The sequence below is a fragment of the Parasphingorhabdus sp. JC815 genome (genome assembly GCF_040717415.1).
In the GTDB taxonomy this organism is placed as follows: Bacteria; Pseudomonadota; Alphaproteobacteria; order Sphingomonadales; family Sphingomonadaceae; genus Parasphingorhabdus.
Window position 1 is genome coordinate 197,623 of sequence record NZ_JBFEFM010000006.1, and the last position, 14,323, is coordinate 211,945.

12 protein-coding genes are annotated in these 14,323 nt (G+C 52.6%); 5 read left to right on the forward strand and 7 right to left on the reverse strand.

Going from position 1 to position 14,323, the window contains the following annotated elements; translation table 11 throughout:
- Positions 1 to 19: 19 nt before the first annotated feature.
- The 4 genes from AB1K62_RS13725 (at position 20) to msrB (ending at position 4,321) form a co-directional block, all read left to right on the forward strand.
- Complete coding sequence (locus AB1K62_RS13725; protein ID WP_367004350.1) at positions 20 to 1,027, forward strand: ATP-binding cassette domain-containing protein; 1,008 nt, start codon at positions 20 to 22, stop codon at positions 1,025 to 1,027.
- Positions 1,024 to 2,223: an ABC transporter permease gene (locus AB1K62_RS13730; protein ID WP_367004352.1), complete on the forward strand. Its 1,200-nt coding sequence runs from the start codon at positions 1,024 to 1,026 to the stop codon at positions 2,221 to 2,223. The genes AB1K62_RS13725 and AB1K62_RS13730 overlap by 4 nt, the downstream gene beginning before the upstream one ends.
- Before the next feature lie 164 nt (positions 2,224 to 2,387).
- A complete protein-coding gene (locus tag AB1K62_RS13735) occupies positions 2,388 to 3,707 on the forward strand; it encodes a cytochrome P450 (RefSeq protein WP_367004355.1) in 1,320 nt (439 codons plus the stop codon).
- Between the two features lie 101 nt (positions 3,708 to 3,808).
- Complete coding sequence (gene msrB / locus AB1K62_RS13740; protein WP_367004357.1) at positions 3,809 to 4,321, forward strand: peptide-methionine (R)-S-oxide reductase MsrB; 513 nt, start codon at positions 3,809 to 3,811, stop codon at positions 4,319 to 4,321.
- A 27-nt stretch (positions 4,322 to 4,348) separates the two neighbouring features.
- On the opposite strand, the gene AB1K62_RS13745 is transcribed toward msrB, so the two are convergent.
- From AB1K62_RS13745 to AB1K62_RS13765, 5 genes are read right to left on the reverse strand one after another with little or no spacing between them, the layout of a single operon-like run.
- Complete coding sequence (locus AB1K62_RS13745; RefSeq protein WP_367004358.1) at positions 4,349 to 4,732, reverse strand: VOC family protein; 384 nt, start codon at positions 4,730 to 4,732, stop codon at positions 4,349 to 4,351.
- 60 nt (positions 4,733 to 4,792) lie between these two features.
- The gene (locus AB1K62_RS13750) at positions 4,793 to 6,595 is read right to left on the reverse strand and encodes a hypothetical protein (RefSeq protein WP_367004361.1); all 1,803 of its coding nucleotides are present in this window, start codon (positions 6,593 to 6,595) and stop codon (positions 4,793 to 4,795) included.
- Positions 6,592 to 7,962, reverse strand: a complete 1,371-nt coding sequence (locus AB1K62_RS13755) for a sulfatase-like hydrolase/transferase (RefSeq protein ID WP_367004362.1) — start codon at positions 7,960 to 7,962, stop codon at positions 6,592 to 6,594. The genes AB1K62_RS13750 and AB1K62_RS13755 overlap by 4 nt, the downstream gene beginning before the upstream one ends.
- Positions 7,959 to 8,411 (reverse strand): GtrA family protein, encoded by a 453-nt coding sequence (locus tag AB1K62_RS13760; protein WP_367004365.1) that lies wholly within the window; start codon positions 8,409 to 8,411, stop codon positions 7,959 to 7,961. Before AB1K62_RS13760 ends, AB1K62_RS13755 begins: the two co-directional genes overlap by 4 nt.
- A 7-nt stretch (positions 8,412 to 8,418) precedes the next feature.
- Positions 8,419 to 9,987, reverse strand: a complete 1,569-nt coding sequence (locus AB1K62_RS13765) for an NAD(P)/FAD-dependent oxidoreductase (RefSeq protein WP_367004368.1) — start codon at positions 9,985 to 9,987, stop codon at positions 8,419 to 8,421.
- Between the two features lie 96 nt (positions 9,988 to 10,083).
- On the opposite strand from AB1K62_RS13765, the gene AB1K62_RS13770 reads away from it, so the two are divergent.
- On the forward strand, positions 10,084 to 11,409 hold the full coding sequence (locus AB1K62_RS13770; protein ID WP_367004370.1) for a SulP family inorganic anion transporter: 1,326 nt from the start codon (positions 10,084 to 10,086) through the stop codon (positions 11,407 to 11,409).
- Here AB1K62_RS13770 and AB1K62_RS13775 read toward each other — a convergent pair.
- Positions 11,406 to 12,770: a hypothetical protein gene (locus tag AB1K62_RS13775; RefSeq protein WP_367004371.1), complete on the reverse strand. Its 1,365-nt coding sequence runs from the start codon at positions 12,768 to 12,770 to the stop codon at positions 11,406 to 11,408. The genes AB1K62_RS13770 and AB1K62_RS13775 overlap by 4 nt on opposite strands.
- Positions 12,767 to 14,023: a Na+/H+ antiporter NhaA gene (nhaA, locus tag AB1K62_RS13780; protein ID WP_367004372.1), complete on the reverse strand. Its 1,257-nt coding sequence runs from the start codon at positions 14,021 to 14,023 to the stop codon at positions 12,767 to 12,769. The genes AB1K62_RS13775 and nhaA overlap by 4 nt, the downstream gene beginning before the upstream one ends.
- Between the last annotated feature and the right edge of the window lie 300 nt (positions 14,024 to 14,323).

Here is a 14,323-nt window from a genome sequence, read left to right on the forward strand (position 1 = left end):
CCCATTAGGAAAGCCGTAAATGACTTCCAGTGAACAAGAGATTTTTCCTGCCCAGGCTGAACACGCTAATGTCCCCGTTAATGCGATTGAAACCCGTAATATTATCAAACGGTTCGACGGCGAAACAGCCGTTGATGGTATCGACCTGACCATAAAAAGAGGAAGCATATTTGGTATATTGGGTCCAAATGGTGCGGGTAAAACCACGACTTTGCGGATGTTGCTGGGCATAATTGATCCCGACGAAGGCGAACGGTTTTTACTTGGCTCTCCCGACCCGATCAGCAAAGCCCATCAGGTCGGTTATCTGCCGGAGGAGCGCGGGCTGTATCAATCCATGAAAGCCTATGATGCGATTGCTTTCATGGGCGCATTGCGCGGTTTACCGCTGGCCGAGGGGCGCAGACGCGGGCGTCAGATGATGGAAGATCACGGCCTTGGCAGTGCAGCCGACAAGCAGATCCGTCAATTGTCAAAAGGCATGGCGCAGACTGTCCAACTGCTAGGCACGATTGTCCACAAGCCCGATCTGATCATATTGGACGAGCCGTTTTCGGGTCTGGATGCGCTGAATCAGGGAAAACTGGAACGGTTGATCCGCGCGCAAACCGACAAGGGTGTGACAGTCATTTTCTCTACCCATGTCATCGCCCATGCAGAACGACTGTGCGAGGACATCGCGATTATCGCCAATGGTAAAATCCCTTTTGCCGGCAAAGTGTCCACCGCGCGCGACCGGCTGCGCCCGCAAGTGCATCTTGAAACGCGCAATCTGGATGGAGCGTGGCGATCTGCAATCCCCGCTGATTGTGAGCCTTTGGGGCATAACTGGCATTTCACCCTACCGGAAAATGGTGTCGAGCCATTGCTTCGCGCGTTGATAGAGGGCGATGCGGGTATCGAATCCCTGTCCATCGAACGCCCCGGTCTGCATGATGCGTTTGTCCATATTGCCGGAGAAGCAGTCGCGAAGGAAATGGATGACAATGCCGCTATGCATAATAGCGGTTTGGGGGATGCGATATGATCGAAACCATCCGCGCCGCCTTTGTTATTGCCCGCCGCGATTTTACCGCGATTATCTTTTCCAAGTCCTTTTTCTTCTTTCTGCTTGGCCCGATGTTTCCTTTGGCCATCGGCCTTGCAGCCGGAAGTCTGGGGCAACAGGTCAGTCAGGATATTGACAGACCCGTTATCGGAGTGGCGTTAGAGGACAGCCAATCAGCAAAGCTTGTCAGTGCGCGGGCTGCTCTGGTCAAGAATCTTGGCGGTGCCGCTTTACCGGAACTATTATTGCTATCCGATGTGAACCCGGCTGATCCCGATATTCAGACCAAGCTCGACACCGCATCCAAACCGCTCAACGCGATTATTTCCGGGTCACTGGAAGCGCCCTTGCTCACCGGATCGCAGCGCGATGTTAAACGGTGGAGCGGCAAAATAGCACTTTTGACGGAAACCGCCTTGGCCGGGTCCAATCCGGTTAAGGTAAGAACGGATTTCGTCGCCGAGACCGATAGTTCGGAACAACGGGCCCGTCTGGCCATCGCGCAGGGCGGTCAGATCATCCTGATCCTGCTGACGATGATATTGGCCGGCATGGTATTATCCAATCTGGTCGAAGAGAAAACCAACAAGATAATTGAAATTCTTGCCGCTGCTATTCCGATGGATGCGATATTTCTGGGTAAGCTTTTTGCGATGCTGGGCATGGCGTTGGTCGGGATAACCGTCTGGTCAACAATAGGCTTCATTGGCATTTCGGTGATGAGCACGGGGATTCCCGCCTTAGCAGCGCCTGCTGTGGGATGGCCGCTTTTCTGTATATTGATGGTGCTTTATTTCTCGATGGCTTATCTGCTTCTTGGCTCGCTGTTCCTGGGCATTGGCGCAATGGCAACGACGGTGCGGGAAGTGCAGACCCTGTCCATGCCGGTCACCATGGGGCAACTTCTGGTTTTTTTCCTTGCGGCTTATACGGTTACAAAATTGGAGGAACCAGCCGAATGGCTTGCCGTCATCTTTCCGTTCAGCTCCCCCTTTGCGATGATCGCACGCGCAGCGCAGATGGACAATATCTGGCAGCATGGTCTGGCATTAGTCTGGCAGGGACTGTTCACGCTGATCATCATAAGGTTCAGTGTGATATTATTCCGCCGCAATGTGATGAAATCAGGCAATAGTGCGCGTAAGAAGAAACTATTTGCCCGTATGCGTGGCTAGAGATTTTCTCGCTTCAACGATAATCCGCTTCGCTGGCGCATTAAATTGTCGTGATTTTACGATCATTTATGGAATCTATGTTGACATAGCTGTCAATAAAGGCAGATTGGACTGGTTTTGAAACGCAACTGATTGCCAGATAAGGTAACAGCAGGAGAGAACTTATGGCCACTAATCCCGTCTTGGACGCATCCAACCTCACTACAAGCCCTACAGCTGCGGAAGCGCTGGAGAAATGGTATAAAGCCAACCCCCCGGTTGCTGAGGCGAATCCCAATCCCCGCGATGTCAGTCGCGCCGAACTGTATAGCAAGGATTTGTGGCGCGCACCTTTTGCAGAAATGCGGGCCAATGCCCCGATCAACAAGGTCGAGGATTCGGCCTATGGTGCTTATTGGAATATCTGTAATCACAAAGCGATCCAGCATATCGAGGCCCTGCCCGATATCTATTCATCCGATGTTGATATTGGCGGCATAACCATCGCCGATCGACGCGAAGACGATGATTCGGACTTCCAGCTCCCGATGTTCATTGCCATGGATCGCCCGAAACATACCGGACAACGCCGCACCGTGGCTCCGGCATTCACGCCCACGGAAATGAAGCGGATGGAAGACGAAATCCGTCACCGGACCGCCGAAGTGCTGGACGGTCTGCCGTGGGACGAAGAATTTGACTGGGTAGATAGGGTTTCGATTGAACTGACGACCGGCATGCTGGCCATTTTGTTCGGATTTCCATGGGAAGACCGCCGTTTGCTGACTTTTTGGTCAGACTGGGCCGGTGATGTCGAATTGTCATTGGCAGCGGAACTGGATGAAAAGCGGCGGCAAATCCTGTTGGAAATGGGGGCTTATTTCCAGCAACTCTGGAACGAGCGTGTCAATGCCGAGCCTACGCCCGATCTGATTTCGATGATGATCCATAGCGAAGCTATGAAAGACATGGATCACTTCGAATTTATAGGTAATCTCGTTCTGTTGATTGTTGGCGGTAATGACACCACCCGGAACACTATGTCCGGTCTGGCTTATGGTCTTGACCAATTCCCCGACCAGCGCAAGAAACTACAGGAAAATCCCGACCTCATCCCTAACGCGGTTCAGGAGATCATCCGTTGGCAAACCCCGTTGGCGCACATGCGGCGCACCGCTCTGGAAGATGCTGATCTGTTCGGTCACCAGATCAAAAAGGGTGACAAGCTCATCATGTGGTATATTTCCGCCAATCGTGACGAGAGCGTTTTTGAAAATGCCGACCAGATTGACATCGAGCGTGAAAATGCGCGGCGCCATCTGGCGTTCGGCTATGGTATCCACCGCTGTGTCGGCGCGCGGCTGGCTGAACTGCAAATTCGCATTCTGATGGAAGAAATGGCCAAACGCCGCATGCAGGTTAATGTTACCGGGGAAGTGAAACGGGTACACGCCTGTTTCGTCCACGGCTTTCGTAAAATGCAGGTCAAACTGTCGAAATATTAGGTTCCAAAGGCTTTCAGACTACTGATAAGCTCTTGTTCAGCTGTTCTGATGTACTCTTCCTTGCTGGAACCGAAAAAGGAACCGGCAAGGAAGGATAGCCTATGGCAAGTCTGAATCGACGCAAACTTATTGCGGCCGGTACTATCGGAGCAGGGGCCTATGGCTTTGCGTATGTCACCGGCTTTTTCGGCACCAATGCCAGCGCAAACCCTGAAGCAGGCAAACAATTCAAGGTCACTTATAGCCCGAAAATATGGAAAAACCGCCTTGGCTCGGCGCGCTACCGGATATTGCGTCAGGCAGGAACCGAACCCGCCCATTCCAGCCCGCTTAACAAAGAGAAGCGCAAAGGAATATTTGCCTGTGCAGGCTGTAATCAACCCCTCTATTCATCGGCAACCAAATATGACAGCGGCACCGGCTGGCCCAGTTTCTGGGCGCCGATCAAGGGCCGCGTCGGCACATCGACCGATTATAAAATCGGCATAGCCCGTACCGAAGTCCACTGTAGCCGCTGTGGTGGGCATTTAGGACATATTTTTAATGATGGCCCCAAACCGACCGGCAAACGTCATTGCCTTAACGGACTGGCACTGAAATTCATTCCCGCTTGATAGTCGCGCACCTCAAGGAGGGGCGTTTTAGGTATCGGCGTCCGGTGTCTCCATCTGTTGCCAGAACTCGAGCTTGATGCCGTCACAATCCAATATCCACGCAAATTTGCCATATCCCTCATCGACCTGATCCAGAACTTCAATGCCTTTTGATTTTAACTGCTCCACATAGCCATCCAGATCATCGACACGCAGGTTGATCATGAATCGCGCTTCACTGGGTTCCAGATATTCGCTTTGCGGCTCAAAATGACTGATCAGACTATAGGGGTCTTCACCCTTCTCCTCTGACCAGCTTAACATCGGACCATATTCGCCATCCAGGCTCAGATAATCTTTATACCATTTTCGTGTAGCCGCTGGATCCTTTACAATATGAAATATGCCGCCCAATCCGGTTATTTTTGCCATTACCATCTCCATAATATCCGACTTTTGTTATAATTTACACTCGGATACACTGGTCTACATTCACGGAAAATCCGGCACCACTCGCCAAAGTAGCAGCCCGCTATCGCGTAAATATACAGGTTGCAGCCAATCAAACGTCTTGCCCTCCGACAATCTGGCCCAAAAACCGTCGGGATGTTTCCTTGCATAAAGCTGCAATTCTGCTTCATCGGGACATAGCACAATATAGCGAATATTCCTAGCTTTCAGGGTAGAACGGGCCATTTCAGGATGTAACGTAAAAATACGGATCTGATCCGCCATCGCACGGTCATTGCGGTGGTGACTTGTTGCCAGCACATCATGGTGCGTCTGCACCAGAATTTGCGCGCCAAAGTCAAAGGGCGCGATAATATTGGCGATCGGCAAGGCGTTGAGCCGGGCCAGCGACTCAGGCGAGCCGCAGGCTGGTGCGGCGCGTAGCACCCGTTCTTCGCTGTTATCACCACGGTCACTAATCCCGTTATAAATACCAAGCGCCAATGGACCGGGCAATATCAGGAACACCGTCGCCACCGTCGCCAATATCCGGCGCTCAGGGCGTTTTATCTTGCGCGCGCCACGAAAGGCATGATCAACCGCCCAGCCGGTTAACGGCACGGCATAGGCAGCCGCCACGGCAGCAGCGCGCTGCACAAACAAGGAAATGATAAAGGCCCAGATCAGGGCATAAGCCAAATGAAACAGCTTGTCCTTGTTAACCGCATCTGGACCAGTCGCCTCAAGAGCAATGGCATCAAACCGCTTCCATCTCATATAGGCCAGAGCGCCCAGTCCGATGATGATAGAGCCGCCGAAAAGGGATATATTCTTGTCCCACGATTGTTGCCAGACCGGCATGCCCTCTGCCACATTGACCAGCCAGTAATCGCGAACCAGAGGGTCCATCTCCCCAAAAGCACTGCCAACGCATTGTGGCGCGGCGGTATATAATATAGACAAAGCGACGAGACCGGCCAATCCCAAAGCCATGAACCGCACCCATGCGCCCGGCGTGAAACATATGGCGGGGAGGATGACAACCGCGCCTGCCAGACAGGCGATCAAATGTGCCGGAGAAATCGCATCACAATGATTAAGCGCCGGATCAAATTGGCCGTGATTGACCAAATATAGCAAGATGCTGCTGCCCAAGAACCCTGTGAGCGTCCAGAAAAGCCGGACACCCTCATCCAGCGAAATGACCCAGCGCCAAGCGAGGAGTGCGATGAAGGCAACTGACAGTGGCAGACCTTCCAGCGAGATAGACAGCCATAGCGCAAGCACCGCGCCCATGACGAGACCTGCCTTGCGTTTTTCGGGCCGCAACATGGTCCAGAGCGCCGCCAGCGCAAGCACGATTTGCCAACCATGGTGGTCAATCCGCATCGGGCGAAGCTGCGCCACAACCGGCACCGCCGTCGCTGTCAAAGCTGCGGAAAGCAGCGCAACCCGCGTAGGAAAAAGCTCAGCGGCAATTTTTGCCACCAACCACATAGCGATGCCCAAAGCGATCAGCGGCACGGCTACCATGGCCGCCGTTTCGGAGGCCGCAGTGCCGATGACCGGGCCAAGCATGACGATGAATAAAGCCAGAGGAAGCTCAATCAACCGCGGCCAATGCATGGGCTGACTATCCGGAGAGCCAATCCGGTATTGCACCGTATCAAACCAGCTTTGCCCGCCGAGCCAATCGCGCAATTGCACCTGACGCAATTGATCATCCGGTCCCCAGCCAAGACCAGAAGCAATCTGGTCCCATGAGACAAAAACCAGCAGCGTACAAACGGCGAGCCAGATAAGGAGGAGTGGCCCCGCATTGCGTCGTGACGGTACCACGTTCATGATGCCGGGGCAGAACCGCCCTTGTGCCTCAGATAGAGCCACGGCACCCGCTCGGCATCAAATTGTGAACGGTGGTGCCGGTCATAATATGGCGGCATATGATCGCCGACGATCAATATATCTGCTTCGGGAAAATCGCTCGCGGTTATTTCCGCGACCAGCGCTTTGTCGATGGCATCAAAGATCGCAAATTGCCGGCAGATCATCGGAAAATCCTTGGCCAGCTTTTCCGACACTTTCCGGCAATCATCCACCTCCAGATTCAGGCCCGTTGGCACTGGCAAATGCGTGTTTAGCGTCAGCCAGTAAAGAAAAATGGGCTGCTCCGCTGTTTTAAGTTTTTCTGCGAGCAGCTTTGGTATCTGACGGTCACATGCTCCTGCGAAAACGCCTCCGCACCACTCCACGCCCTTGGCTTGCAGTTCCGGCCAGAATTGCCGTTTCTGAAACCCGATATTGGGATACCATTGGGCGCGCTTAAAAAATCCCCCCTGAAAACTGTGCATCGCATAAGTGGCATAGCCTTTGGCAGCCAGCCGCGCCGGTAAACAATTTATTTTTTTCGCCTCGGCCGGATCAAGCAATTCGTAATAATCGCCCCATTTCCCGCACATCTCACGAAACTCGCCCGCTGTAGTACTATTATAATAAAGGCTCGTTCCCCGGCTTACATCATAGCGGGCCTGAATGGCGCTATTGTCATAATAAGCGAATAATTTGTCCGACATGGCCTGATTGTCATGGGGAACGCCCAGCGATTCCACCATGATCAAAACCAGATGACGTTTACCATCAGCGCGGCTGGCAAAGGCGGTTTTTTGTGTAGCAGATTCAAAATTGGCGCCCGGTGGAGCTTCACGGAAATAATGGCCGCGCATATTCTGACCCATAGCGAAATCCGCGCCAGCCAGACCAAATATCAAAGCACCACCAAGCAATATATAAGATGGCTTGGCAAAATTAGTGTCCCGTTTGAGCAGGAACCAGCTTGCGATTAATATAGCAAGGATAACAACAATGGCCGCAATATATTCTGCGGAGTTGGTGGTCTTGATTTCGGCAAAAAATTGCAGGGAATAGACCAGCGAACTCATGCCAAGATTGAACAGGCCCGCAACGAATGACAGGATTGAATAAGCCATGATGGCGGTAAAGGCGGCAAACTGTATAATCCGTGGCATGCGCTTTACAATCAGGCCGATTATACCGCCCACAGCAATTTCAAAATAGCGCGGCGGCGCACCGACAAACCACATCGCTATGAACGGCATATTGGCGAGCACAAGCCAGATCAAAGCCCAGTTGACGAACTTGCCAAATTCCTTTGAAAGACCGGATCGCGGCGCATCCACTGCGATAGCTGTCACCGGAACACTCCAAACTTACGGGTCAAGTAAACCGCGAAAAAACTGATAAAAACCGCTGCGCCTTTGGCAATAACGGGCAAAATGCCCAGATCGGTCATCCAGCTAACAATACTGACTGTAATGCCAAGGCCCAATATGGCAGTAGCGACAAAGCCTATGCGTTGCAGTTGCAGCGCCGTGCCCTGTCTGGCTTTGCCGGGAAAGACAAAGCTTGATGAAATCAGCCAGTGCACAATGATACCCGCACTATAACCCGCCGCAGAGGCCCAACCAGGATCGAAAGCAAAAGCAACCAGCACCATGAACAACGCCACATCGAAAGCGAGGCTGATGATACTCGCCAGCAAATAACGCGTGATGGAAAAACGGTGCAGCAACGCCAGCGGACCGGGCAGATTTCCTGCCCATTGCCCGGCGACAGACCGTCTATCCTGACCGTTGCGCTCCATATACCGGTTACGCCGCCTTGGACGGCTTGGTTTCGGGCGTATCAACCCGCGTCGGCACATCACGCATGCTGTTCAGCGCGGCAGCACGATCCTCGCTGATTTCCGAAGCGATTACGCTTTGCGCGCCTTCATCGCCTGCTTCATGATATTCGGCGTCTTCGTTGACGTTCCACACGTTCCACTTGCGCGAACCGGCTTCGATATTTTCCACCGTCAGCATCGCGGTCATCATCGCGTGGTCCTGATTATTATAGCGGTGCATGCCATTTCGGCCAACCATGTGAAGCGTCGGGAAGCGCGATTCCAGATCATCGCGCATGGACGTTACATTCTCTTCGTAGTTATCATCATAGACAGGATAGGCTTTTTCCTGACGCACAACCGCCCCGCCGACGACATCTTCCGGCTCACATAGACCAAGTATCGCCATTTCATTTTTGGCTAACTCAATCAAATCATCATCACTGGACGACCACAGGCCATCATTTTCAAAGCAGAAATATTCCAGTCCGACACAGGCGATGGACGCATCAGGGACCATTTCCGGTGACCAGCTACGGAAATTCTGCACGCGGCCCACCTGAACGCGGTCATCATGGATATAAATCCAGTTATCAGGAAACAGATCTTGGGATCTGACCATCAATGCGACGGTCAGAAAATCCCGGTAATTGAGATCCTTCGCCTCCGGTAGCGATTTTGGCAGAGGGTGAATACGACTGGCCAGTTCGCGCATTGGTGCGGAGCTGATGACATGTTTGGCATGTATAATGGTTTCGCCAGCATCCGTGGAGGCCGACACACGCCAGTTGCCATCTGCATCTTGTGCCAACTGTTTCAAGCTGTGCCCCATAAGCACTTCATTGCCTTTGGACCGGACAAAATCACGCGCCGCATCCCACATCATGCCGGGGCCTAGGCGGGGATAGCGAAAGGTTTCCAAAAGGGTTTTGGTTTCCATGCCGTCATTGGGTTTTTTGTTCAGGCCAAGCGAGCGCTTCAACCCGTCAACCACCGCGCTCCACAGGCTCAATCCCTTGATCCGCTGCGCGGCCCAATCGGCGGACATTTCATCGCACGGCATGCCCCAGACTTTTTCGGTATAGGTCTTGAAAAAGATCGAATAAAGCTTCCACCCGAATTGGTTGACGGTCCAGTCCTCAAAGCTTTTTACATTTTTGTTCGGGAATAGTTTCGCTTTGGCATAGCTACCCATACATAGAGCAGAGCGCCAGATTCCCAAATTCCATAATGCTTCAAAAGCGCGTAGTGGATAGCTGTAAAATTTGCCTTCATAATAGATGCGGCTCATCCGTGGCCGCTGGATGAAATCATCGGGCAGGATTTCATTCCACAGGTCGACCACTTCCTTTGATTTTGAGAAAAACCGGTGTCCGCCAATATCGAAACGGAAACCTTCATATTCTACGGTCCGGCTAATCCCGCCAACATATAGCGGGTCTTTCTCGATAACTTTAACCGAATAGCCTTTCTTACTGAGCAAATAAGCGGCGGTCAGTCCTGCTGGCCCGGCACCGATAATGGCTACATCTACCGGGTTATTCGCATCCGTCATAAGTTCCGTCCCTGTTCAAAATACCCGATCGAAATCGGGCACTCGGCTATGCCAGTTAATTTTTCAGGGACCGGCATGAACGAAATTGGTTAGCAGGTGGTTAAGACTGGTTTGATTGTGGTTGCCCATTCCTTGTATTTGTTGATAATCGCGCTCATGCGGCAACCCAAGATAATCACAACCTTAAAAGACTATTCTGCTTCCTTGTTACTGGCCGATCTGATGGCCGGAATAACCGTAGCGATGGTCGCCCTGCCTTTAAGCATAGCGATTGCCATTGCATCGGGAGCGGATCCTTCAACCGGCATTATCACCGCGATTATCGGGGGATTTTTCATTTCTGCTCTGGGCGGCAGCCGTGTCCAGATTGGCGGGCCAACCGGCGCGTTCATTGTCGTAGTTTTCGGGGTCATTGCCGATCACGGATATGACGGACTTGTTCTTGCGACCAATATGGCGGGTATAATATTGATTATCGCCGGTTATTTCCGGTTAGGGAACCTTATATCCTATGTGCCCGAAGCCGTGGTCAGCGGGTTTACCATTGGCATTGCCGTCATCATTGCGACCAGCCAGATCAGCGATTTTGCCGGATTTTCGATTGAGAATCTTCCCGCTGATTTTCTTGAAAAAATACCGGTGCTTTGGGAATCGCGAGGGTCGTTTAACAGTTCTGCACTGATGATAGCTATCATCACTCTCGCTTTGATTATTGGCTTACGAAAATTTTTTCCACGATTTCCAGGGTTGATTGTCGCTGTCGCTATCGGCTCACTACTGGCATTATATTCGGGATTTTCCGCAGATACTATTGCTTCACGTTTCGGGGATTTACCCAATCGTCTGCCTTATATAGCCCTGCCGGACATGTCGGTTGAACGCTTGATCACGCTTTTTCCTTCGGCATTGATCATAGCCTTTCTGGCAGGAGTGGAGTCCCTGCTATCCGCCATTGTAGCTGATCGGATGATCGAGGGACACCATCGCCCCAATGCCGAAGTCACCGCACAGGGCGCTGCCAATATCGCTTCGTCTCTATTCGGTGGATTGCCGGTCACAGGCGCCATTGCCCGCACTGCGACCAATATCAAGGCCGGTGGCAAAACACCTGTCGCAGGTATAGTCCATGCCATCGTCATCCTGATCATCATGCTTGTTGCAGCTCCGCTAGCCGGGTATCTCGCGATGCCGGCACTCGCCGCGCTATTGATCGTCACTGCCTGGAATATGAGCGAACCGCATAAATGGAAAGATCATCTGTCGCTTCCCGCATCTGACAAAATAATGCTTATAACGACATTGGTTCTGACAGTGCTGATTGATTTGACGGTAGCAATCGGGGTGGGCGTTGCCATCGGTCTGGCGCTCAGGTTGCGAGACCGCAATCTTTCACCAGAAGAGTGGAATACGCCGGAACGCTAATAACCCGAAGTTACCTCGTCCAAACCGTTTTGCAAATCTTGCGGCAGCATTGGTTCGCTTAATAGTCTCTCCATCGCTTTCCAGCGCCAGACGGGAGCATCGCCCTGTGCTTCTATCCACTCCCGCACCATATCCTGACCAAGACCATAGTTTATCACATAGCTGCGATACTGGTCGTTGAAATCGAGGAGTTGGCGGGCTCGGTCTGCACTCACGAGTTGATATTTCCGGATTAGCTGCGCGGCCTGTTCGCGGCTGATCTCTCCGTCCAGATATTGCTGCGCGATTGTGATGCGCGCACCCGACAAAGCATCTTTTGCATTTTGAAGTGCCCAATAGTCTTGCGCTCCTTCGGGATTCAAACCCGCCAGCGGATAAAGCACATCCCGTTCATATTGCAGACGCTCGTGACCCGGAAAGGCCAGCCTGATACCATAGTTTGCTGATCCCTCAGCAATGAGCGATTGGGGAGAATAGAGCGGATAGACAGAAAACTCTTTCCAGCCCAGCTGATTGGCCAGATTTTCTTCCAGCAACATATTATAGACATGATGCCCCGGATAGCCCTCGTGGCAGCCAAGATCGACGGCGCGCGAAATACGGATCGGCAGGTCGGTATTGATCTGGATCAGGCTTTGGTATTTGCCCTGATAATAATTATACCCGCTCCAGCTTTTCCCTGTCACAAATTCCATCCGGAAGTTTTCATCCGAAGGCAGGTCAAAATATTTTTCCGTGCGGCGCTTGCACTCTGCGATCGCTGTATCGAAGACAGTTTTCAACCGCTCCTTCGGGATTATATATTGGTCCTCAAAAGCCTCAACCCGCGCGGCAAGATCGCCTTCCCCGGGGACAAGCCTGTCAATCTTGGCCAGCACGGGATCAAATTCTGTGAGCGGGCGGATTGCGGGGCTAACACCGAATAATCCTTTTGCTTCCTCGACAAAGGGCAGTGTTTTGCCAGATAGCATTGCATGGCGGGTCCGGGCCGCTTCCAGCTGCGCCAATAAAAAGCGTTGGCGAGCGCGGTTTCTATCCCCCGAAAGCGCTTTTGTGCGCGCAATCAGGCGCGTAATGTCTTGGCCCAGTTCCGCCAGACTGCGCCCATCCTGTTTCGCCTGCTCCTGCCATATTTCCGGTCCATAATAAGCATCGACATATCCCGCTTCTTTTTCCCCCATCGCGAGCGTCAGCAGAATATAATCGATGGCGATCCGGTCGAGTGGAGATTGATGATCCCGTCCGGATATAGCAGGTTGGGCAGCCGGTTTTACCGTAGCTGTTTCAGGCTGAGCGGCAATTTGGACCGGCGAACAGCCCGCCAGCAATAGCGCAGCAGAAAAGGCTGCGCCCGCCTTCAAAGCACCGCCTTTAATTCCTGCTCTTCTTTCTCGTCGAGCGCAGCCAGATGTGTGTTTTGCGGAGCAAAACGCAGGATACAATAGCCGACAATGGCCGAGAGGAATGATCCGCCCAGCACGCCGATTTTCGCTTCCTCGATCAACAGCATATTACCCGGGAAAGCCAGCGCCCCGATAAACAGGCTCATGGTGAAACCGATGCCGCAAAGCATGGACACACCGTAAACCTGTAGCCAGCTTGCGCCGCCCATCCGTTCGGCAAATCCGGTCTTTACCGCTATCCAGACCGCCGCAAAAATCCCGACCTGTTTGCCCAGAAACAGACCCAGCGCAATACCTATCGGCAATGGCGCAAAAATATGCTCCAAGCCGATGCCATCCAGCGATACACCAGCATTGGCAAAGCCGAATAACGGCACGATAAAAAAGGCGCTCCACGGTGCAATGGCATGTTCCAGCCGGTGTAACGGCGATACTTGCGAATCCGGCGCACCGGGCGTGACGATAATCGGTATCGCCATCGCCGCCAGCACCCCGGCAATCGTGGCGTGCACTCCGGACATCAGCACCGCAAACCACAGCAACACAGCAAAGAAAAGATAGACCAGCAGGGATCTTACATTCGCTTTGTTCAGCGTATACATAATGCCAAGGATAACAGCAGACGCCAGTAGTGCCGCGCCGTTGATTTCAGCGGTATAGACCAGCGCGATAATCGCCACTGCGCCCATATCATCGACAATGGCGACCGTGACCAGAAACAGTTTTAGCGATGTCGGAGCCCGTGGCCCCAATAATGCCAGCACGCCGATAGCAAAGGCAATATCTGTCGCCGCCGGTATCGCCCAACCATTATAAAGCGCGGGCATATCGCGCACAACTGCCAGATAAATGAGCGCCGGAACGACCATACCCGCGGCCGCAGCCAATACCGGCAAACGCCGCCGGTCCCAGCTATTCAGCCGCCCGTCAACAAACTCGCGTTTAATTTCAAGACCGACTAACATGAAAAAAATCGCCATCAGGCCATCATTAATCCAAAGATGCGGCGTCATCGGGCCAAGTTTTTCCGATATTACCGGCCCTTTTATCTCGTGGAGGAAATGATGATACATGTCATAGAGCGGGCTATTGGCGACAATCATCGCCAGCGCGGCCGCGACCATTAGCAATATACCGCCGGACGCCTCACTTCTCAGAAAATTCCGAAGCGCAGAAATGGAGCCGGATCGCGCTAGTTTTTCAGATGACATAAAGGCCCTTTTGTTGATCAAACAGAGCGTAAACCAATGCGCAGACATAGCTCCAAAATCAAGGGGGCTATCGGATTTATGCAGTCTATATCGCTATATTTCGGTCATGCGCTGATAATATACCCCTATCGGTCACGCGAAACAGTGTCGGTTGGTTGATAGCGTTGCTGCCTCGTCAGGCCACCCTTGCCCCGCGGGATTTTTGCGCCGATCCCCCGGATCGGTCACACGAAACAGTGCCGGTTGGTTGAAAGCGTTACTGTTTCGTCAGGCCACCCTTGCTTGCGCTGCGGGATTTTT